This is a genomic window from Longimicrobium sp., from assembly GCF_035474595.1.
Taxonomy (GTDB): Bacteria; Gemmatimonadota; Gemmatimonadetes; order Longimicrobiales; family Longimicrobiaceae; genus Longimicrobium.
This window is the reverse complement of sequence record NZ_DATIND010000141.1, coordinates 1-20,777: the sequence shown is the minus strand read 5'-3', so window position 1 is coordinate 20,777 and position 20,777 is coordinate 1. Positions and strand designations below refer to the sequence as shown.

17 protein-coding genes and 1 pseudogene are annotated in these 20,777 nt (G+C 70.4%); 7 read left to right on the top strand and 11 right to left on the bottom strand.

The genetic code is table 11. From position 1 onward, the window contains the following. Nucleotides 1-4: 4 nt before the first annotated feature. From VLK66_RS24330 to VLK66_RS24295, 8 genes are all read right to left on the bottom strand, one after another. On the bottom strand, nucleotides 5-469 hold the full coding sequence (locus tag VLK66_RS24330) for a hypothetical protein (RefSeq protein WP_325312097.1): 465 nt from the start codon (nucleotides 467-469) through the stop codon (nucleotides 5-7). 28 nt (nucleotides 470-497) lie between these two features. Then, nucleotides 498-788 carry a hypothetical protein gene (locus VLK66_RS24325; protein WP_325312096.1) on the bottom strand — a complete coding sequence of 97 codons (291 nt, stop codon included), beginning with the start codon at nucleotides 786-788 and terminating at the stop codon, nucleotides 498-500. Between the two features lie 39 nt (nucleotides 789-827). Further along, on the bottom strand, nucleotides 828-1,760 hold the full coding sequence (locus tag VLK66_RS24320; protein WP_325312095.1) for a hypothetical protein: 933 nt from the start codon (nucleotides 1,758-1,760) through the stop codon (nucleotides 828-830). Between the two features lie 103 nt (nucleotides 1,761-1,863). Beyond that, nucleotides 1,864-2,667 carry a cyclase family protein gene (locus VLK66_RS24315; protein WP_325312094.1) on the bottom strand — a complete coding sequence of 268 codons (804 nt, stop codon included), beginning with the start codon at nucleotides 2,665-2,667 and terminating at the stop codon, nucleotides 1,864-1,866. A 537-nt stretch (nucleotides 2,668-3,204) separates the two neighbouring features. Beyond that, complete coding sequence (locus VLK66_RS24310) at nucleotides 3,205-4,086, bottom strand: xanthine dehydrogenase family protein subunit M (RefSeq protein ID WP_325312093.1); 882 nt, start codon at nucleotides 4,084-4,086, stop codon at nucleotides 3,205-3,207. 283 nt (nucleotides 4,087-4,369) lie between these two features. After that, nucleotides 4,370-5,125, bottom strand: a complete 756-nt coding sequence (locus VLK66_RS24305; RefSeq protein ID WP_325312092.1) for a carbon monoxide dehydrogenase subunit G — start codon at nucleotides 5,123-5,125, stop codon at nucleotides 4,370-4,372. Continuing rightward, on the bottom strand, nucleotides 5,122-7,506 hold the full coding sequence (locus VLK66_RS24300; RefSeq protein ID WP_325312091.1) for a xanthine dehydrogenase family protein molybdopterin-binding subunit: 2,385 nt from the start codon (nucleotides 7,504-7,506) through the stop codon (nucleotides 5,122-5,124). Before VLK66_RS24300 ends, VLK66_RS24305 begins: the two co-directional genes overlap by 4 nt. Nucleotides 7,507-7,795: 289 nt before the next feature. After that, the gene (locus VLK66_RS24295) at nucleotides 7,796-8,326 is read right to left on the bottom strand and encodes a (2Fe-2S)-binding protein (protein WP_325312090.1); all 531 of its coding nucleotides are present in this window, start codon (nucleotides 8,324-8,326) and stop codon (nucleotides 7,796-7,798) included. 505 nt (nucleotides 8,327-8,831) lie between these two features. Between VLK66_RS24295 and VLK66_RS28805 the strand changes: the two are divergent. Continuing rightward, nucleotides 8,832-9,713: pseudogene (locus VLK66_RS28805) on the top strand (serine/threonine-protein kinase); the annotation flags it as partial. 1,108 nt (nucleotides 9,714-10,821) lie between these two features. Here VLK66_RS28805 and VLK66_RS24285 read toward each other — a convergent pair. Both VLK66_RS24285 and VLK66_RS24280 read right to left on the bottom strand, forming a co-directional pair. Beyond that, nucleotides 10,822-11,973: a lamin tail domain-containing protein gene (locus VLK66_RS24285; RefSeq protein WP_325312088.1), complete on the bottom strand. Its 1,152-nt coding sequence runs from the start codon at nucleotides 11,971-11,973 to the stop codon at nucleotides 10,822-10,824. Nucleotides 11,974-12,476: 503 nt separating this feature from the next. Beyond that, nucleotides 12,477-13,610 (bottom strand): lamin tail domain-containing protein, encoded by a 1,134-nt coding sequence (locus tag VLK66_RS24280; protein ID WP_325312087.1) that lies wholly within the window; start codon nucleotides 13,608-13,610, stop codon nucleotides 12,477-12,479. Between the two features lie 405 nt (nucleotides 13,611-14,015). Between VLK66_RS24280 and VLK66_RS24275 the strand changes: the two genes are divergently transcribed. From VLK66_RS24275 to VLK66_RS24265, 3 genes are read left to right on the top strand one after another with little or no spacing between them, the layout of a single operon-like run. Next, entirely contained in the window at nucleotides 14,016-14,699 is a 684-nt protein-coding gene (locus VLK66_RS24275) for an HAD-IA family hydrolase (protein ID WP_325312086.1), read from the top strand. Continuing rightward, nucleotides 14,696-15,451, top strand: coding sequence for a class I SAM-dependent methyltransferase (locus tag VLK66_RS24270; protein WP_325312085.1), 756 nt, complete (start codon nucleotides 14,696-14,698; stop codon nucleotides 15,449-15,451). The genes VLK66_RS24275 and VLK66_RS24270 overlap by 4 nt, the downstream gene beginning before the upstream one ends. Nucleotides 15,452-15,456: 5 nt before the next feature. Beyond that, nucleotides 15,457-15,825: a hypothetical protein gene (locus VLK66_RS24265; RefSeq protein WP_325312084.1), complete on the top strand. Its 369-nt coding sequence runs from the start codon at nucleotides 15,457-15,459 to the stop codon at nucleotides 15,823-15,825. A gap of 160 nt (nucleotides 15,826-15,985) precedes the next feature. Here VLK66_RS24265 and VLK66_RS24260 read toward each other — a convergent pair whose 3' ends face one another. Beyond that, a complete protein-coding gene (locus VLK66_RS24260; RefSeq protein ID WP_325312083.1) occupies nucleotides 15,986-16,120 on the bottom strand; it encodes a hypothetical protein in 135 nt (44 codons plus the stop codon). Between the two features lie 937 nt (nucleotides 16,121-17,057). Here VLK66_RS24260 and VLK66_RS24255 point away from each other — a divergent pair. The 3 genes from VLK66_RS24255 to VLK66_RS24245 form a co-directional block, all read left to right on the top strand. Next, nucleotides 17,058-18,536, top strand: coding sequence for a hypothetical protein (locus VLK66_RS24255; protein WP_325312082.1), 1,479 nt, complete (start codon nucleotides 17,058-17,060; stop codon nucleotides 18,534-18,536). 227 nt (nucleotides 18,537-18,763) lie between these two features. Then, a complete protein-coding gene (locus VLK66_RS24250) occupies nucleotides 18,764-19,192 on the top strand; it encodes a cobalamin B12-binding domain-containing protein (RefSeq protein ID WP_325312081.1) in 429 nt (142 codons plus the stop codon). Beyond that, nucleotides 19,189-20,777: acyl-CoA carboxylase subunit beta (locus VLK66_RS24245; RefSeq protein WP_325312080.1), on the top strand; the 1,589-nt coding region annotated here is incomplete at its 3' end. The genes VLK66_RS24250 and VLK66_RS24245, both read left to right, overlap by 4 nt.

Below are 20,777 nucleotides of genomic sequence, written 5' to 3'. Positions count from 1 at the left end.
CGGGTCACCGCCGGCCGCGCACCGGCCCGGCATCGGCGTGGCCGAGGAAAACCGTGCGGAGGTACCGCCATCCCCCGTCCGTGTGCTGGAAGACGTAGATGTGCCGCTCGATCCAGGTGTCCAGCGACCCGGAATCTGCGTACTGCTGCCACGTCTTCACGCGCACGCGCGCGGAGTCCGCGTCCATGGTCATAGCCTCGATGCCGATGTGCACCGCGTGCGTGGGATCGGCGGCGGGACGGCCGATCTGCGGCGTGTCGCGGAGATTCTCGGCGACGGCGGAGTTGAACGTATCGTCGGTGAACTGCCAGATCATGACGTCGTCGCTACGGGCCAGCACCGAGTCGGCGAGCAGCGTCGCCGTCGCACGCGCGAGCGCGGCCGTGTCCGCGGGCGCCTGCGCGCGGACCGGCCGCGCCGCCCCGCACGCGCAAGCGACGTACGCCAGCGCGAGTATCATCCTCTTCATGAGCATCATTGAGATCCTCCCTCCATTTTCAGGGTCCGCACTTGGGGCAGCGCTCGATCAATCCCTGCGTTTCCAACTCGCGCGCGGCCCAGGCACGCAGCGCCGACTTCATCTCCGCGCAGACCTGGCGGCTTCCCTTGGCCTTCAGCCGCCCGGGATGCTCGCCGCGATCGATCTCCCGGCACCCGGCGCGGTGCAGCATCGGCGGCTTGCGGGCGCGCACGGCCAGCACGAACCCGTCCGGGTGCGCGCTGCGCCACCAATCGTAAGCCGCGTCGTCGTCGAACTCCGCAACGTCGGAGAATGGATCATCGGACAAGGTTACCAATTCCGGTTAGGAGAGACGCCGCCCGATGCCTTAAGATGGTTCCGATGCCACAGGCGCGGGTGGAGTTCCGCCATCGTCGACCACGAGTCGATGATTGTGCTTCTGTAGCAGCGCCATCATTTCCTCGCTCCGGTTAGCAAAGAACCCTGCTTCTATGGCCTTATCGAGCGCCACAAGAATCTCTTTGCCGGCAAGCAATCCTTCCTGCCACTCTGCCGGAGACATTACCTCATCGAAGTGGGCCATGTGGGCTGCCCGGTTCCGCAACTCGCGGAGGCGGTCGAATCTCACCTCGGATTCCGGTGCCAGGAATTTACCCTGCACTAAGTCATGCACAATTCTCCTTAGCTCACGAGAGCTCCAGAGGCGTACTGACCTTCGGCGTAACTCAGCGTCAGGTACAAGACTCTCCAAAGTTTTCCGCTCAATAAGGCTAAAGGCCTGCATTACTGCTGATTCAGGAGCGATATCGAAAAGTTTGTCGAGAGAAACCACTTCGTCCGTTCGTCGGATTAATCCCACGGTCTCCATGGCCTCTTCGCTGATATAAAGCCGCAGCAATTCGACAATATCAACGTCGTATTCGGTCCTTAGGAACCTGCGGAAGAACTTCAGAACCTCGTTCAGGTAATAAAACACCGCATCTGCATTCGGAAAGCCAAAGCGATGTTGAATCGTGTTGCGATCATCGACGAGGAGTTCAATGATAGGACGCTCGGGGATAAATACATCGGCTTTTTCCAGAGTCGAAAATGCATCCCAAATGGTGATTGTTACGGTACTCTGGCCTTTGTAAATACTAGCTCCCGTGTCGATCACGCGGTCTTTGAGGATTAGCTCTATCGCATTCGCCAAGTGAAGAATCACGAATTTATTTTTGCGGTCCTTACCATCTGTGTATAGTTCTATGGCGTGAGCAAGTAATTCACTGGCGCTCACAAAGAGGGGAGAGGTATCGCTCATAGGGTCACAAATACTGGGAGTGAGCTCAAAATCTTGAGTTAGCTTCAGGATACCCGTGGCGAACGCAGCAGAACCCCGGCCGCGTCCGCCACTCACCATCGCATTACGGGTTCGCCGGCCACTCCCCGTCGAACGCCACCACGCGCGCGAACGCCGCCTCGCCGCCCTGGAACTTCCAGGGGAAGCAGCCGATCACGAGCCGCCGGTTCTGCAGCTCCGGGGCGCTGATGTCGCCGCCCAGGTTCTCGATGTGCATGCAGTTGTGCCCGAACAGCCGGTTGTGCGTGAGCTGGTAGTCCTCGTCGGGGAACAGCTTCGCCACGGCCTCGGCGCCGCCGAACTTGGCCTCTGCCGCGGCGCGGACGCGGTCGCAGTGGCCGTGCATCCCCTTGCCCAGGAAGCGGCCGATGGGCAGGTCCATCGGGTGGTCGGTGCTGACCACGTCCACGCCCCAGATGTGGATCTGCTTCTCCAGCAGCCACGGCACCATGTCGGGGTGCGCGCCGGGATGCATGTGGATGTACTTCTCCTCGTCGGGCGTGCTTCCCCACTGCGCGAAGCGGTGCCAGCCGGTGTGCAGGATCAGCAGGTCGCCGTTGCGCACCTCCACGCGGTCCTCGATCATCTTCGGCGTGTACAGGGCCAGCTCGTCCATCTCGCCGGTCAGGTCCACGATCACGCCGGGGCCGCAGAGCCACTCCATGGGGATCTGGTCGATGGTCATCCCGCCGGTCACGAAGTGGCGCGGCGCGTCCAGGTGCGTGCCCATGTGGTTGGACGTCTGGATGTACTGCGCGTTCACGCCGTGCTCGGCCTTGCGCTTGATGTACTTCACCTCGAACGGCGGGTAGTAGGGCCAGAACGGCGCCTGCTCGTTCAGCGGCTGCGACAGATCGTAGACCTTCATCGTGCTCCGGATGGACAGGGGTGATGAGTGCTGGACTTCCGTCCTGAACTTCGACTTCAACTTCAACCGCAGGATCTGGGCGTGTTTGGCGCTCAGGCGCCAAAACGGGCTGCGCGCGCGGTAGGCAACGATACGACTGTTGCCAACCGCGCCGGGCCCGCGGCGGCCCGCAACTTTCGGTGCGGATACGGCTTCGGGCGCGACGGGCCGCCGCGTTCCCGGCCCTCCGGGCGCGCATCCCTCACGCGGGTGCGCGTCCGCGTCCCCCGCGCCGCCCTCACCCCGCGCCGGAGGGCGCGACCCTCTCCCGGCCCGGGAGAGGGTGGCCATCCAGCATCCGCGCCCCTCGCACGCTCCGGCTCACACCAGCCTCGCCGTCAGGCACCGATGCCATCCAGCTACCTCTCCCGGTACGGGAGAGGTGGACGGCCTAACCTAAGCCGGCCGGAGAGGGCGCGATGCCGCGGACGCGCCGATGTCGCGGCCGCAGTCCCGCAGGGACTTTGTGCTGTTGTTGCCGCGAATTCATTCGCCTCCTCAACCTCGGCCGCCCGCAGCCGCCCGCGCGAACGCCACCGGCAGCGCGCGCGCCACCAGCACGCCCACCAGGTGCCGCCGGTAGTCGGACGACGCGTGGATGTCCGCGGGCGGGTCGATCTCCGCGCGGGCAGCCTCGGCCGCGGCGGCGAACGCGTCGTCGCCCGGCGCGGCGCCGATGAGGGCGTCCGCGGCGCCGCGCGCCAGGACCGGGCCCTCGCCCACGCCCAGGAGCGCGATGCGGGCGGCGTCGCACTTCCCGTCCTCATCCACCGACACGCTCATGGCCAGGCCGGCGAGCCCGAAATCCCCGTGGCGGCGGCTGATCTCCATGAACGCCCAGCCGGGGCGCGCCGCGGGCGCGGGAATCTCGATCTCCCCCAGCATCTCGTCGTGCTCCAGCGCGGTCGCGAACAGGCCGGTGAAGAACTCGTCCGCCGCCAGCGCGCGCATGCCGCCGGGGCCGCGCAGGTGGAAGCGCGCGCCCAGCGCCAGCATCACCGCGGGGAGCTCCGCCGCCGGGTCCGCGTGCGCGATGCTGCCGCCCATCGTGCCGCGGTTGCGGATCTGCGGGTGGGCCACGAAGGGGAGCGCCTCGGCCACCAGCGGCGCCGCGCGGGCGATCAGTTCGCTGCGCTCCGCCACCCGCTGCCGCACCATCGCCCCGATGCGCAGGGCGCCATCCACCTCGCGGATGGAGTCCAGCCCCAGGATGCGGTTCAGGTCGATGAGCACGCCCGGCGCGGAGAGGCGGAAGTTCATCGCCGGCACCAGGCTCTGCCCGCCGGCCAGCAGCTTCGCCTCCCACCCGTGCTGCGCCAGCAGCGCCAGCGCCTCCTCCACCGTGTCAGGGCGGTGGTACTCGAACGGCGCGGGCTTCACGCGCGCCTCCGGGCCGGGCTGGAAGAGGCGAATGAATTCGCGGCAACAACCGCACAAAGTCCCTGCGGGACTGGCCTCCGGCTGTGGCTCGCCTCCTCTGGCACCCGGCACACCGAACCCTGGAAAGTGCGCCCGATCTGGCAGGGCGCGCCAAAGCCCCGTCCCTCCCCCAGGCAGTTTTGGGGGAGGGACAGGCTGTCCGGCGACGCGACGGGAGTCGCGCCGGACAGCCAGGGAGAGGGCCCGCGAGGCTGCGGGCTCGCGCCGGGTCCGATCGTCCGGGTCATCGGAGCGTTCCCGGGGGGAGATCCTGGTCCAGGTCGGACACCGTCAGCGGCTCGTCGGGGATCCCCGGCGCGAGCGGCGTCTCGGGCGCGGCTTCGTCCAGGTCCATCATCACCGCGACGACGTCGTCCTCGGCGGACCGCGGCTCATCTCCCGATGACGCGGTTTCGGCGGCCGGCGGGGCATCTCCCGATTCGGGGTTCACCTCCGCCGCATCCTCCGCCGCATCGCCGTCGCCCACGATCTCGGCCTCGACCACCGTCGAGGTGGAAATGCCGAACGAGGCGGAGGCGCCACCAATGCTGGCGCCGATGCGCAGCTCCATCTCGCGGCTGAGCGCCTCGAGCCCCTGCCGCGTCAGCAGCCTGGCGACCTGGTCCAGCAGCCGCTGCCCGATCCCGGCCACCTTCCCGCCGATCTGCAGGTCCGCGTGGTAGCGCATGGTGGTCGCCTGCTCCACCTCCAGCAGCTCCACGGTCGCGCTGCCGCGGGTGAAGCCCAGCGGGCCCTTGCTGTCCACCTTCATCAGGTAGCGCGCGGGCTCCTCGCGGTCGTGCAGGGCCACGCTGAGCGTCCACTGCGCCGCCGTCACCGGCCCCACGCCGATGCGGATCGTCCCCTCGTACGTCCCGTCGCCGGTGGCGATCAGGCGCTGGGCGCCGGGCATGGCCTTCACCAGCACGTCGGGGTCCTGCAGCAGCACCCACACGCGGTTGCGCGGGGCGCGGAAGGTGAACTCGCCGTCCACGATCATGCGTCCGCCTCCATCGTCGCGGGGATCGTCTCGCCGCGCGCGGCGCGCACCGGCGCCGAGCGCAGGATCTCGAAGAGCTGGTTGGGGCTCAGGGGGATCTCGGTGATCTCGATCTCCCAGTCGCTCAGCGCGTCCTCCACCGCCTGCGCGAACAGGGCGCCCGAGGGGATGCATCCCGCCTCGCCCACGCCCTTCAGCCCCAGCGTGTTCATCGGCGCGGGGGTCTCGCGGTGCGCCATCCCCACGCGCGGCACGTCCAGCGAGGTGGGCAGCAGGTAGTCGGCGAACGAGGCGTTCATCAGCTGGCCGTTCTCGTCGTAGTGCAGCTTCTCGAAGAAGCAGTTGCCGATGCCGTGCGCCACGCCGCCCTGGATCTGCCCTTCGACGAGCATGGGATTGATCAGCTTGCCGCAGTCGTGCACCACCACATAGCGGACGAACCGGGCCATCGCCGTCTCCGCGTCGACCTCCACCACGGCCGCGTGCACGCCACTCGCCGTCGATCCGCGGTCCGGGCCGAAGTAGGCGGTGCACTCCAGCCCCGGCTCGGTTCCCGGCGTCACCCCGCCGCGCAGCGGATTCGCGCGCAGCGCCAGCTCGCCCAGCGTCATCGACCGCTCCGGCTGGCCGCGCACCCGCGCCGTCCCGTCCACCAGCTCGATCTCGCTCTCGGGGACGTTCAGCAGGCGGGCGGACACCTCGATCACCTTCTCCCTGACCTTGGTCGCCGCCGCGTGGCAGGCGCTGCCCGCGACCACCGCGCCGCGGCTGGCGAAGGTGCCCGTTCCCCAGTTGAACTCGCGGGTGTCGCCGGTGACCACCAGCACGTCGGCCACGCCCACGTCCAGCGCCTCGGCCACGATCTGCGCGAAGGCGGTGTAGTGCCCCTGCCCCTGCGTCCCCAGCCCCGTCGCCACGCGCACGCGGCCGTTCGGCTCGATGGTCACGCGGGCGCCCTCGTACGGGCCGATCCCCGTTCCCTCCACGTAGCTGACGATGCCGATCCCCAGCCGCCGCCCTTCCGCCGCTGCGCGGGCCTTCTCCTCCGCCCACCCATCCCAGCCGATCATCTCCAGCGCCGTCTCCAGCGCGGGGCGGTAGTTGCCGCTGTCGTAGACCAGGGGCTGGAAGTCCTGGAAGAGGATCTTGTGGTCGTGCGGGAAGTCGTCCTGCACCAGGTAGTTGCGGCGCCGGATCTCGGCCGCGTCGATCCCGGTCTCGCGCGCGGCGAGGTCCAGCAGGCGCTCCATCACGAACACGCCGTGCTGCCGCCCCGCGCCGCGCACCGGCGTCACCGTCGTCCGGTTGGTGAAGACGGCGCTGAACTCGGCGTCGTAGCTGGGCACGTCGTACGGGCCCAGCAGCGTGCACTGGCTGTTGATGGGAACGGTCAGGCCGTACGGGTCGAAGGCGCCGCAGTCGTGCAGGAAGCGGTCACGCACGCCCAGGATGCGGCCCTCGGCGTCCACCGCCATCTCCGCGTCGTGCACCTGCCCGCGCTCCTGGGTGGTGGCGTAGAAGTTCTCCTGCCGGTCCTCCGTCCACTTCACGGGCCGCCCCAGCCGCATCGCCGCCCAGGGGACGAGGACTTCCTCGGGATAGAACATCATGATCTTGGGCCCGAAGCCGCCGCCCACGAACGGCGCCACCACGCGCACCTGGCTCTGCATCAGCCCCAGCATGGCCGCCAGCCCGTTGCGGATGGGGATGGGCGCCTGCGTGGTGTCCCAGATCGTCATCTCCTGCGCCTGCTCGTCCCACCGGGCCGCGACCGCGCGGTTCTCGATGGCCGCGCTGGCCCCGCGGTCGTAGTGGAAGCGGCGGGCAACGACCACGGCGGCGCTGCGCCTGGCCTCGTCGTAGTCGCCGTGGCGCTGGCGGACGTGCGCGGCCAGGTTCGTCCCCAGCTGCGGGTGGATGATGGGCGCGTCCGGGTCCAGCGCGCGCTCCAGGTCGCCCACCACCTCCAGCGGCTCGGCGTCCACGAAGATGTCGGCCAGCGCGTCCTCGGCGATGTAGCGGCTCTCCGCCACGATCATGGCGATGGGCTCGCCGGCGTGGCGCACGCGGTCCTTCGCGAGCGGCACCTGCGTCGCCTGGTTGAAGACGATGCCTTCGATGGGCGGCGGGGGGACCAGGAGGGGGCCCGGCTTCCAGTAGTCGCCCAGGTCCCCGGCGGTGTAGACGGCGACGACGCCGGGCCGCTCGCGCGCGGCGGAGACGTCCACCGAGTTCAGCACGGCGTGCGCGTAGTCGCTGCGCAGGAAGGCCACGTGCAGCATCCCCTCCAGGCGCACGTCGTCCACGAACAGCGCGTGCCCCGTGAGCAGCCGCGCGTCCTCGTTGCGGACGATGGACTGGCCGACGTAGCGGTGGCTCATCGTGCCGCCTCCGGGCGGGATCCCGCGGCGGCCGTTCCGGGCTCATCCGGAAGCCCGCTGCCGCGACAGGGGAGGGCGAATGAATTCGCGGCAACAACGGCCCGAAGTCCGCCTTCGCGGACTCGCGCGTCGCCATCGCTGCGACTCTTCAGGCGCCGCGCGATGACGTCATCCTGAGGCCGGCCACGCCGGAACCCGAACCCGCACAGGGCCTTGCAGGCCGAAGGATCTACAGCCTGCTCCGCACGTGAGCTGGCCTCTGGCGCCGGATCTCGCCTCGCGTAAGCGCTCACACGGCCTCCACCGGCTGGGGATCGGGGTCGATGGAGAGGAGGCCGGCCGACGCGCCGCGCGCCCGCTCGGCCGCAAGGAGCACGGCGTCGACGATCTTCGCGTAGCCGGTGCAGCGGCAGAGGTTGCCGGAGATGGCCAGGCGGACGTCGTCCTCGGTGGGATCGGGGTTCTCGGCCAGGAAGGGAATCAGCGTCATCAGGAACCCCGGCGTGCAGAAGCCGCACTGCAGCCCGTGCGCGTCGCGAAAGGCCTCCTGCAGCGGGTGCAGCGTATCCCCGTCCGCCAGCCCCTCCACGGTCCGCAGCTCGCACCCGTCCGCCTGCGCGGCGAAGATCAGGCAGCTGCGCACGGGCAGCCCGTCCATCAGCACGGTGCACGCGCCGCAGACGCCGTGCTCGCACCCCACGTGCGTGCCGGTGAGCCCCAGCTCGTGGCGGATGAAGTCGCTCAGCAGCAGCCGCGGCTCCACCTCGCGCTGGTGCCCGGAGCCGTTGACGGATACGGAGATGGAGACGGATGGCGGCATCCGTTTCGGGGGATGGATGGGACGGGACGGCCCCGCGCCGCGGCTGGTGAGCGGTGATGCCGCGGCGTGCGGGGAGAAGGATTTCGCAGATTAGCGCGGGAAGCGGCGGGCGGCAAGCAGCCGGCGGGAACTCGTGTTTCGGCGGGAGGCGCATCGATCGCCAGCGGTGCGCGCTCCGTCCCCGCGGGCCCTCTCCCTGGCTCGCCCGGCGCGACTCCCGTCGCGCCGCCGGGCCGCCTGTCCCTCCCCCCAAACTGCCTGGGGAGGGACGGGGTCTCGGCGCGGCCATCGGGCGCCGGCGCAATCCGAAAGCCCGGCGTGACAGGACGTCCGGGAAACGCGCGGATGCCGGAGAGGGAGTCCGCGAAGGCGGACTTCGGGCCGTTGTTGCCGCGAATTCCATTCGCCCTTCCCCGGCAAGCTCCACATCCCGCCCGGCGCGGGTGTGCAGCGCGGGCACGAAGACGCTAGCTTTTCCGCGGTGCCCGGCGGCACGGTCCGTTCGATGCAACCCTGCCCGCCGTCGGTCCGTAATCAAACGCACTCACGCACTTCCGCACTCACGCACCTCGGTTTGTCCGGCATCCTCGCCCTCCTCCTCGGCCGCCGCCTGTGCGACCGCTACCGCGTCGACTCCGTGATCGCAACGGGCGGCATGGGCGCGGTGTGCCGGGCGTTCGACCTGAACCTGGAGCGCGACGTGGCCGTGAAGGTGGTCACCGCCGTGGCCCCCGACGCGGACGAGGCCGGGCGATTGAAGGCGCGCTTCCACCGCGAGGCCACCGCCGCGGCGCGGCTCCGCCACCCCAACGTGGTCACGGTCCACGACTTCGGCACCGACCGCGAGCTGGGGATCGACTTCCTGGTGATGGAGCTGCTGGCGGGCGAGGACCTGTCCGCGCGGATGCGCCGCGCCGCCGGCCCGCTCCCCGTGGAGGAGGCGGTGGAGATCCTGCGCGAGGGGGGGATGGGGCTGGCCGCCGGCCACCGCGCGGGGATGGTGCACCGCGACGTGAAGCCCGCCAACATCTACCTGGTGGCCGAGCCGGGCGGGTGGGAGGTGAAGGTGCTGGACTTCGGCATCGCGCAGGTGCGGCAGGAGGCGGGCGAGACGGCCGCACGCCTCACCCGCTTCGGCGCGCCGCACACGCCGCGCTACGCGTCGCCCGAGCAGCTGGCGGGGGGCATGCGGCTGACGGCGGCCAGCGACATCTACTCCTTCGCGCTGACGGGGCTGGAGATGCTCTCCGGCGAGCACCCGGGCGGGCTGAACACCACCGGCGACGACCGCGAGGCCGCGCGCGCGGTGAAGCGCCTCCTGTCGCGCCGGCCCGAGGTGCCCATGCGGCTGGCCGCCGTCCTCCGCCGCGCGCTGCGGCTGGACCCGGCGCTGCGCTTCGCCGACGCGGACGCCTTCCTGGACGCGCTGGAGGAGTGGGACCACGCACCCCCGCGCGACGCCGCCTCGGCCGCCGGGTACGCCTCCATCCTCCCCTCGGCCCCGCACTCCGTCCCCGCGTCCGCGCTGGCCGACGACGCGACGGAGATCGCGCCGCGGCCGATGGCCGACGGGACCATGGCCGCGCCGCCGGCGTTCGCCATTCCCCATCCCCCGCCCGTCGTCTTCCAGCCCTCGGCCGTGGCCGCGCCGCCCGCCGCCCCCGCGCAGCAGCCGGGCGACGCCGATGCCGCCGCGGCGACCGAGGCCGCGCCGAAGCCGAGGCGCCGCCTGCGCCTGCGGCCGGCGGGGTGGATCCTGCTGCTCCTGGTGCTGGCGCTCGCCGCGGCGGTGCTGGTGTGGCCGCACGGCCCGCGCGGCCGCATCCGTTCCGGCGGTGGCGGGGCGGCGCGGCCCTCGGCGGAGACGCCGCAGGCGCCGGCCGGACCGGCGGGCGGGCCGCAGCTGGCGTGGGCCGAGTGGTACCGCGTGACCAACGGCGGCGCCTTCGGGCGGGGCGACACCGTCTTCGTGGTCATCATCGCCTCGTTCACCGCCGACCAGATGGCCGAGGCGAAGGTGATCCACGACGCGGTGAAGGCCAAGGGCTACGACGTGGGTCTCGCCAACTCCAGCGTCTACCGCGAGCTGCGCGACGGCTACGTGGCGCTGGTGGCCGGCCCCTTCGCCACGCACGAGGGCGCCGCAGACGCGCTCCCGGACCTGCGCCGCGACGCCGCGCACGACGCCTTCCTCAAGCGCGTCACCCTCCGCCGCCCCTGATCCGGCGCCTCGACGCCACGAGCCCCCGACATCCTCGCGAGTCGAGTACGACGCCGCGCCCGATCACGGGAGGCCGTCCCCTCGAACCGGCGACTCCTCCCGAGCCGAACAGCCTCGCGCAGTTTGCGAGGCTTCCCGTGGTTGTTGCCGCGGCTTCAGCCGCCGGTGCTCCGCGCGCCGCCGCCTGCCTCAGCCGATGCAAACGAAAGCGGGGGGACCGGCCGTGAAGCCGATCCCCCCGCTCGTTCTTCATCTGCCGGAGCGCCCGCGTGGATCAGGGCGTGAAGGTCGAATTCTGCGCCTTGGGCGTACCGCGGTTGGTGACGGTTCCGTTGCTGTACGTCGCCGTGACCAGCGCGCTGGCCCAGTTGCTTCCGTCCATGTTCGAGTTGTCCAGCGCCGGGTTCTTCAGCTCGCGGCTGACGCCGTCCTGGGCCGAGGTCGAGGCCTGCGCGTACTGCGTGCGGTCGATGGTGAGCGTGTCGGTGCCGTACACCCGCGCGATCTTGAAGGCGTCCAGGCTGCTGGCCAGGGCCAGCGCCCCCCCGTAGGAGTAGTCGACCGTCGCGCCGCCGTTGGTGGTGCTGCTGGTCGACCCGCCCACGGTCACGTAGCCGCCCGACGGCACCACCAGGTCCTGCGAGATCAGGTGGTACGGGCGCCGCCCCGAAGCGGCCGAGTCGGCGATCACCAGGCCGTTCAGGTTCACCGGGCGCGAGCCGGCGTTGTACAGCTCCACCCAATCCCCCGTGGTCTCCATGGTGGTGCCCGAGGGGTTCACCAGCAGCTCGTTGATCACCAGCAGGTACTGCACGTCGGTTTCCACGAAGAGCTGGAAGGTGAACGTCCCCACCGTGGCCGGCATCAGCAGCTGCCAGGTCTTCGCCGACGAGACCTGGTCCTTGGCCAGGATCTCGTGGTACGCGAAGTACGGCTGGTTGCTCCGGGTGAAGAGGTCGGTGCCGTCGGCGTTGGCCACCTCGATGCTCCCGCTCCCCGACGTCGTGGTGGGCCCGCTCTCGAAGAACACCTGGATCCCCTCCGGATCGGCCACGGTGCCGTCGGGGGTGCCCATGGCCTCGTTCATCAGGTTCTGCACCGTCATGTCGAACTGGAAGATCTCGCTCTGCGAGTCGTAGCTCACGTTGCTGGACGTGAGCTTGATGTTCGCGTTCTGGCCGCCGATGATGACCCCGCGCGCCTGCCCGTTCAGGACGGCCGACGGGGTGCAGCGCACCGCGCGCGTGGCGATGCTGGCGGTGCAGTCGAACGCGGCCAGCGCGTGCGCGGGCGTGGCGGCGCGAGGATCCGTGGCCACGCCGGTGGGCTGGCCGTCGGAGCAGGCGCCGGCCAGCGCCATGGCGCCGAACGCCGCGAGCGCGGAAAGCCGGGCGGGCGTGAACACACCGGCAGGGACGCGGGGCATCGGGTCTCCCGGAAGGAAGTGGAGGGCGACGGAGAAACCGTTCGCCGTCGAAGGCACGAGCGCGTCCTGCGGAGCCGGTGGATTCCGGCCTCGCCCGCGATCGGTGGGTTCATGATGCTTCGCGCGCCCGTGCAGCGAAAAGCGCCGGTGTGGGGCCCGGCTCGGGGCGCGTGGTGTTCGGAAGACGTGCCGCGGGTGGGACGATGCGGCAACCGAATTTAGCCGAATGTCTCGCCCTGCGCAACGTATGTTCATCTTCAGAACTGCAACCTGACTGCGGAGACCAGTCTCATCAGGCAAGCAGCCGCGCGGATGTTCGCGACGACGAACTGCTACGTCGCGAAGTTTCTCCGCCCGGAACGGGACGATCATCCGCTCTGTCGCGGGAACGCACGGGATGGGGCTTCGGCGCGCGCTCCGATGCGCAACGAAGGCGGGGGGACCGCATCGCCGGTCCCCCCGCTTTTCTTCATCCGATCTCCCGGGGCCGGTACCGCGCCGGATCAGGGCGTGAAGACCGAGTTCTGCGCCTTGGGCGTTCCGCGGCCGCCGGGGCCGTAGACCGCGGTGACGGACGCGTCGCCCCAGTTGCTGCCGTCCATGTCCGCGTTGTCGAGCGCGGGGTTCTTCAGCTCGCGGCTGATGCCGTTCTGGGCCGAAACCGCGGCCGACGCGTACTGGGTGCGGTCGATGGTAAGCGTGTCGGTGCCGTACACGCGGGCGATCTTGAACGCGCCCAGGCTGTTCGGGAACCCGCTCATGGTGTACACGTAGTCGATGGGCACGCCGCCGTTGCTGGTGGTGTTGGTGGTTCTCCCCAGCGTGGCGTACCCGCCGGGCTGCACCACCAGCGACGCCGCGATCACGTCGTACGCCCGGCGCCCGGCCGCCGCCGAGTCGGCGATCACCAGGTTCTGCATGTTCACCGGGCGCGTGCCGGCGTTGTAGACCTCGATCCACTCGCCGCTGGCGTCGGAGATGGTGCCGCCGGGGTTCACCAGCATCTCGTTGATCACCAGCAGGTACTGCACGTCGGTCTCCACGAACAGCGTAAACGTGAACGAAGAGACCGTCTCCGGCATCTGCAGCTGCCAGGTCTTCGCCGCCGACACCGCGTCCTTCGCCAGGATCTGGTGGTACGCGAAGAACGGCTGGTTGCTGTTGGTGAAGGTCCCCAGCCCGTCGGCGTTCGCCACGCTCGCGCTTCCCGTGCCGACCGTGACCGTGGGGCCGCTGGCGAAGAACACCTGGATGCCGTCGGGGTCGGGCACGGTGCCGTCGGGGGTGCCGATGGCCTCGTTCATCAGGTTCTGCACCGTCAGGTCGAACTGGAAGATCTCGCTCCCCGCGTCGTAGCTCACGTTGCTGGACGTCAGCTTCATGTTCACGTTCTGGCCGCCGATGACGACCCCCCGGGCCCGACCGGCGAGCGTCGTCGATGGCGTGCAGCTCACCGTGCGCGCGGCGGCGCTGGCGGTGCAGTCGAACGCCTGCAGCGCGTGCGCGGGAAGCGACGGGCCGGCGGGCACCGCGGCGGTCGGCGGGGTGTCGGAGCAGGCGGCCAGCGCGGCGGCGCCGGCGGCCATCGATACGAAGAGCAGCGCGGGCCCGAGGGCGCGGGCGGTGGGGAGGTGCATCGACTCTCGCTTAAAATGTGGCGGACAAGGAATGGCGCAGGAGCCGACGCCAGGAACGCGCGTGCGCGCCGCGGGGCCGGGCGGTCCGGCCTCGCGGGTTGATGCGTCGTACATGTCGGAGGCGCGCGCCCGTGTGGGGGAAGGCCGTGGAGAAGGGAACCGGCCGCGGGAGCGCGATTGGACGAAATGCGTGGACGGGCGTTGGCAGAACCTAGCGGTTGCGGAAGGTTCGCGCAACGCCGGTTCTCCATCCATCTCCGGATCGATGTGGCGCGGAAGGGGCGGCATGGCATGGGAACGGTGCGCGGCGGTCGCTCCGGCCCGCTCGCTCCGCATCCTCTCCTCCTCTATCTTCCCCCTCACCTTCGCACTCTCGCACTTTCGCACTCTCGCACCTTCGCATCCATGAAGGCCGTTCTCTTCGACGTCGGCAACACGCTGCTCTGGCTGGACCACCCGTTCGTCATCGAGACGCTGCGCGAGCACGGCGTGGCGGCCACGGAGGGCGAGCTGATCGCCGCGCAGTACGGGGCCAAGCTGCTGCTCGACGAGCTGGTGCGCACCGGCCGCGCCGGCGACGACGCCACCCGTGGCCGCGTCTTCTTCGCCGAGGTCTTCCGCCAGCTGGGGATCGGGGACGAGCTCTTTCCCTCCATCGCCCAACGCCTCTACGCGCGGCACGCCGAGCGCAACCTGTGGTGCAGCGTCCGCGAGCGGACGGCGGAGACGCTGGAGGAGCTGCGCCGCCGCGGCTGGCGGCTGGGCGTCATCTCCAATGCCGACGGGCGGGTGGAGGCGCTGCTGCAGGACGTGGGGCTGCGCGATCACTTCGAGTTCGTGATCGACTCGGGGAGCGTGGGGGTGGAGAAGCCCGACCCGCGCATCTTCCGCATGGCGCTGGAGCGGATGGGCATCGAGCCGCACGACGCCGTCTACGTGGGCGACGTGTACGAGATCGACGTGGCCGGCGCCCGCGCGGCGGGGATGCGGGCCATCCTCCTCGACCCGCTCTCCCGCCTGGGGCACCTGGACTGCGACCGCGTGGCCGCGCTGCACGAGCTTCCCGATCGGCTGGCGGAGGCGGCGTGAGCGGCGCGCGCGGCTGGTGGGAGGACTACTTCGACCAGACCTTCGTCTCGCTGTACCGCGACTTCCTCACCCCCCAGCGCACCGCGCGCGAGATCCAGGGGCTCAGGGAGATGGTGCCGCTCCCGCCCGGCGGCGAGGTGCTGGACCTGGCCTGCGGGTGGGGGCGGCACTCGGTGGAGCTGGCCCGCGCCGGCTTCCGCGTCACCGGGCTGGACCTTTCCGAGACGCTGCTGGCCCGCGCCCGCAAGCGCGCCGCGGCCGCCGGCATCGGCGTCGATTTCGTGCGCGGCGACATGCGCGAGGTGCCGTGGAAGGAGCGGTTCGACGCGGTGATCTCCCTCTACTCCTCGCTGGGCTACTTCCTTTCCGACGACGAGGACCTGCGCGTTCTCCGGGGCGCCCGCGACGCGCTGCGGGGCGACGGCGTGTTCGTGCTGGAGACCATGCACCGCGACCACATCGTGGGCGACTACGCCACCCGCGACTGGTGGGAGACCGACGATGGGACGACCGTGTGGGTCGAGCGCGAGTTCGACGCCGTAGACGGCGTGAGCCGCGAGTGGACGCGCTGGAGCCGGGGGAAGGAGCGCGGCGAGAAGTACCACGAGCTGCGCGTCCGCACGGCGACCGGGTGGGACCGCCTCCTCCGCCAGGCCGGCCTCGTTCCCGTGGACTGGTATGGGGATTGGGAGCTGGCGCCCTTCATCCACACCAGCGAGGACCTCATCGTCGTCTGCCGGCGGGGCGGGTGATGGAGATGGAGATCGAGACGGATCCGCCCGAGCCGCCCGCCTGGTTCCCGGCCGAGGACGGATCCACCCTCGGCCAGCCGGGCACCGAGGGCGGCATCATCCTCCGCGACGACGAGCATCCCTGGGGCGCGCGCATCACCCTGGAGCGCGGCTCCGAGGTCGTGCCGTTCGCCATCACCTGCGGCATCTACGGCTGGATGATGCACACGTGCTGGCTCCCCACGCTCGGCCAGGCCGAGCGCGAGTTCGCGCAGATGCGCGACGCGATCTCCGCCATCCTGGAGATGATCCCGCTCTCCAGTGATCCCCTCGCCGACGAGAAGATGCGCGCCGCCGCCGGCGCCATGGGACGCTTCACGCTCCGCTTCCCCTGAATCGCGAACGTCGTGGCGCAGCACCTTTCCGACGTCCCGCCTCCATCGTCATCGGGCAGGTCCTCGTCGTAGCTGGCGCCGCCGAAGCCCTGAAAGGAGCGACGCGGCGGAAGAGGGGTTTCCGCCGCGTCGTGGCATTTTTCGGAAAATCCGGCGTGCCCTACATCGTCACCGGGCACTGGGTGAACAGGCAGGTGCTGTCCGCGGTGCGCATCTCCGCCAGCTTCTCGTTCGCCGGAGTGACCTCGAAGGTCGAAACCCGCAGCGTTTCCACTTCCAGGCGCAGCGTCTTCATCCGACTCTCCCATGTTGTGTGGTGTGCGGACTGCCGTCTCGTCTATTTTTGCGGATAACGACAGGGTTTGCAAGAGGGGATGAAGATGGCGATGCTCGAACGGAAATCGGGAGCGGAGGGGTGGCGCCTCCGCTCCCGATCTTCCGTCCAGCGAACCAGGTCCGTCGCGCGCATCATCCGATCGAACGGCGCGCGGTGCGGGTCAGCAGGGGATGCCGGCGTTGGGGAAGGAACGGACCGGTCGCCTGGGTCGCGCGGGTCTGATACCGATTTCGGAGATCGATCGTGCAATCCGGAAGCGCACGTGCGACCTCGCCCACAGATCCTTCGGCCTGCAACCGATCGTGTGGGGGCAACGACGGTGGCCGGCCTCAGGATGACGTCTCTCTATGCGTTTTTCTACGCACAGATGATTACCAGATCCGGTCTGATGACGCGCCGCGGTGTGGATGCGGACACCGCGTGCGCGGAAGGTGACGTGCTCGCCCCCCGTGCGGAGCCAGATCGGCACCGGGACCGGTCCGGCACCGCAAGCCGAAGGGCGGCAGCGCGTTGGCCCCGCTCCCCCCCGCCGCGCCGCCCGCGAGGCCGCAACGGATCGTGACATCCGGATGCCTCTCCATTACAGCCGCCCTCTGGCGAAATCGTCGCCATCACGACGCCCGGACCCCGCGATTCCGCCCTAACTCCCCGGCATGCGAAGGTGTCCTGCATGCGAAGGTGTCCTGAGGGTTCGGCGCGACCGCGACCGGCGGCCGTACCGGGGATGATCGGTTCTCCCTGGCGGTTGGCTCCGGTCGTCCTTGCGGGAATATGGGGTCCCATGTAATAATTCCACATGGCCTCCGCCTCTCGCCGCGAGCCGCGGTTCCGGCAGGAGATCACCGTTCCCAGACCCGGCCGTGCCCCACGCGCGGCTTCCCATTTTTACAGAGCCATGACCCACCCAGCTCGTTCAGCGCGCGGCGGAGCACGCCGCGCGGCCATCTCGCTCGTCCGTTTCTCCGGCGCGCTGGCGCTGGCCGTGCTCGGCGCCTGCGGCGACCGCTCCGCGGCGCCCGTCGGGCCCGAGGCGCCGTCCAACGCACCGCCCGCCTCCGCGGTGGAGGCCCTGACCTGCAAGGCCTCGCGGCGTACCCTCGTCCTCTCCTGCCACGCGGCCGGCCCCGTGAACGCGGGAACCTCCGCCCAGCGGATCGTGGGCGGCCAGGGCGTCTACATCCGCCTGCGCTCCGGCAACGTCACCTTCGACTCCGCCACGCAGGTGCTGAGCGCCGACGTCACCGTGCAGAGCCTGGCGTCCGAGTGGCTGGGAACGCCCGACAGCACCACCGTGACCGGCATCCGCGTCTTCTTCTCGCAGGGCCCGGTGGTGGTCGCCGGCCAGGGCGAGGTCGCGGTGGCCGACCCCGACGGATACGACACTTTCACCGCCAGCACCCAGCCGTACTACAGCTATCCCGTCATCGTCAAGCCGCTGGAGGTGTCGCCCGCACGCACCTGGCGCTTCCAGCTTTCGCCGGGCGTCGAGCAGTTCTCGTTCGGCGTGTATCTCAGCACCGAGGTCACCGGCCACGGCGCGCAGCTGGAGCCCGTTTCGCCGGTGCGCGTCACGGTGGCCGGCCTGCCGTGGGCCGACACCGGCGCGGTGGCGCTGCCGGACGCCGACGTGGTGATGCAGAACGGGCTGCTGCGGCTGCGGCGCACCTTCAGCGTCCACACGGGGAGCCACCGGGTCGAGGGGTTCAGCGGCGGCCAGTGGACGTACCTGAACTCGGCGCTGTACGGCGACTGGACGTTCATCACCGCCAGCGTGATCACGCCGCCCACCGCGGTGGAGGTGCTGGTGAACACCGACACGCTGGCCGCCGTGCGCTGGACCTACGCCAACCACGTGGTGCCGGCGCGCTACACCGACACCACGTACGCCTACCCCTTCACCAAGACCGTGTGGCTGCGGGCCCGCGACCGCGGCTACTACGTGCGCTTCGACATCCTCTCCCCCGCGCCCGACGGTGTCACCGCGGGGGAGCACGAGGTGGGCTGGGGCGGGGTGAACCGCAACGGCCGGATCCGCACCTCCACCACCGACGTGCTGACCGACACGCTGGCGAACAACCTGATCCTGAACGCCGCGCGCGGCGTGGACGCGCTGGAGTACGACGTCACCGGCGACCCGTGGCGGCGGGTGGTGGTGCCGATGCCCACCGACCAGATGGTGATCGGCGTGTTCAGCGGCAACATCTCCGGCGCGTGGTACTACGGCCTGAAGCGCCGCGCGCAGTACGGCGCGTACGTCTACGCCGCGCCCGTCGACGACACGCCGCCCACACGCACGGTGTGCCGCGACGCCATTGCCCGGGCGCCGTTCCCGCTGCCGGAGATGGACGCCGCCAACTGCGGCCCCACGCCCTGACGCGCGGCGGGTCCGGTTGCGGCGGCGCGGCCGCCGATCGGCACAAAGGAGGGAGCGGAGACCGGTTCCGCTCCCTCCCTTCGTTCGTGCGCCGCCGCGCTCCCCGGCGATTCGCTCCGCACCGGCACTCGGCTTGCCGCAACCGCGTGCGGTGGCCTATGTTCAGCAGGCTCCGCCCCGACCGCGGAGCGCGTTCATCCATCGATCCGACGAAGAAGTTCATCGATATGTCCGAACGGAAGATCCGCGTCCTCGTAGCCAAGCCCGGGCTGGACGGGCACGACCGCGGCGCCAAGGTCATCGCCGCCGCGCTGCGCGACGCGGGGATGGAGGTCATCTACACCGGGCTGCACCAGACGCCCGAGATGGTGGTGAACGCCGCCATCCAGGAAGACGTGGACGTGGTGGCCATGTCCATCCTTTCCGGCGCGCACATGACGCTCTTCCCGCGGGTGAAGGCGCTGCTCGACGCCGAGGGCGCCGACCACATCCTGATCACCGGCGGCGGCATCATCCCCGAGGAAGACATGGCGGCGCTGGAGGGGCAGGGGATCGGCAGGCTCTTCGGCCCCGGCACCACCACCGGCGCCGCGGTGGAGTACATCCGCGAGTGGTTCGCGGAGCACGGCCGCGACCGCGAGCTGGTCGCGCAGTGAGCACCGTGGCCGACGCCCCCGAGGCGCCCGCGGAGCCGGAGTCGCGCGGGCGCCGGCTGGCCCGCGAGCTGGCCGAGCTCGAGGCCCGCCTCCGGCTGGGCGGGGGGCCCAGGCGCATCGAGCGCCAGCACGCCGACGGCAAGCTGACCGCCCGCGAGCGTATCGGCCTGCTGGTCGACCCGCGCACCCGCTTCCAGGAGATCGGCCTCCTGGTCGCGTACGACCGCTACGAGGGACAGGCGCCCGGCGCGGGGGTGGTGACCGGGATCGGCACCGTGGCCGGGCGCGAGGTGGTGGTCGTCGCCAACGACGCCACGGTGAAGGCGGGGTCGTGGTGGCCCGAGACCATCACCAAGATCCTGCGCGCGCAGGAAGTCGCCATGCGCTGCCGCGTCCCCATCATCTACCTGGTCGACAGCGCCGGCGTGAACCTGCCGTACCAGGGCGGCGTCTTTCCCGGGCAGTACGGCGCCAGCCGCATCTTCTACTACAACTCGGTGATGCGGCGCTACCTGAAGGTGCCGCAGATCGCCGCGGTCATGGGCCCGTGCATCGCCGGCGGCGCCTACCTTCCCGCGCTCAGCGACGTGATCCTGATGGTGGAGGGAACGTCGTTCATGGGGCTCGGCGGGCCCAACCTGGTGAAGGGGGCGACGGGGGAGACGGCGGACGCCGAGACGCTGGGCGGCGCGTGGACGCACAACGCCATCTCCGGCGTGGCCCACTACCGCGTTCCCGACGACCGCGCCTGCGTGGCGAAGATCCGCGACCTGGTGCGCGAGCTCCCGCGCCCCGCGGCCACCGAGCGGCAGCTGGACCCCGCGGACCCGGCGCGACCGGAGCGCGAGCTGTACGACATCCTTCCCGCGGACCACAAGCAGCCGTACGACATGCGGCGGCTGCTGTCGTGCATCCTGGACTCGGGCGACCTGGACGAGTTCCAGGCCGACTACGCGCCGGAGCTGATCTGCGGCACGGCGCGCATCCGCGGCATTCCCGTGGGCGTGATCGCCAACGCGCGGGGAATGCTGAAGGACCCGCACGGCGGCCGGCCCAAGTTCGGCGGGATCGTCTACGCCGACAGCGCCGACAAGGTGGCCTTCTTCATCGAGACGATGAACCGCCACGGCACGCCCATCCTGTTCGTGCAGGACGTCTCGGGCTTCATGGTGGGCACCGAGGCCGAGCACAGCGGAATCATCCGCGCCGGCGCCCGCTTCGTGGAGGCGATGGCGACGGCGACGGTGCCCAAGATCGTGCTGACGGTGAACCACGCCTCGGGCGCGGGCTACTACGCGATGGCCGGGCAGGGCTTCGACCCCGACTTCATCTTCAGCTGGCCCACCGGCCGCATGGCGGTGATGGAGGGCGAGGCCGCGGTGCAGGCCGTGCACGGCCCCGCGCTCGACAAGGCGAAGAAGTCCGGCGTCGCGCCGCCGCCCGAGGTGCTCGCGTCGGTGGACGAGATGCGCGCCGACTACGAGCACCAGCTCGACGCGCGCTATGCCGCCGCACGCGGCTACGTGGACGCGATCGTGCATCCGGAGGACACACGCGCTGTCGTCGGAATGGCGTTGCGTGCAAG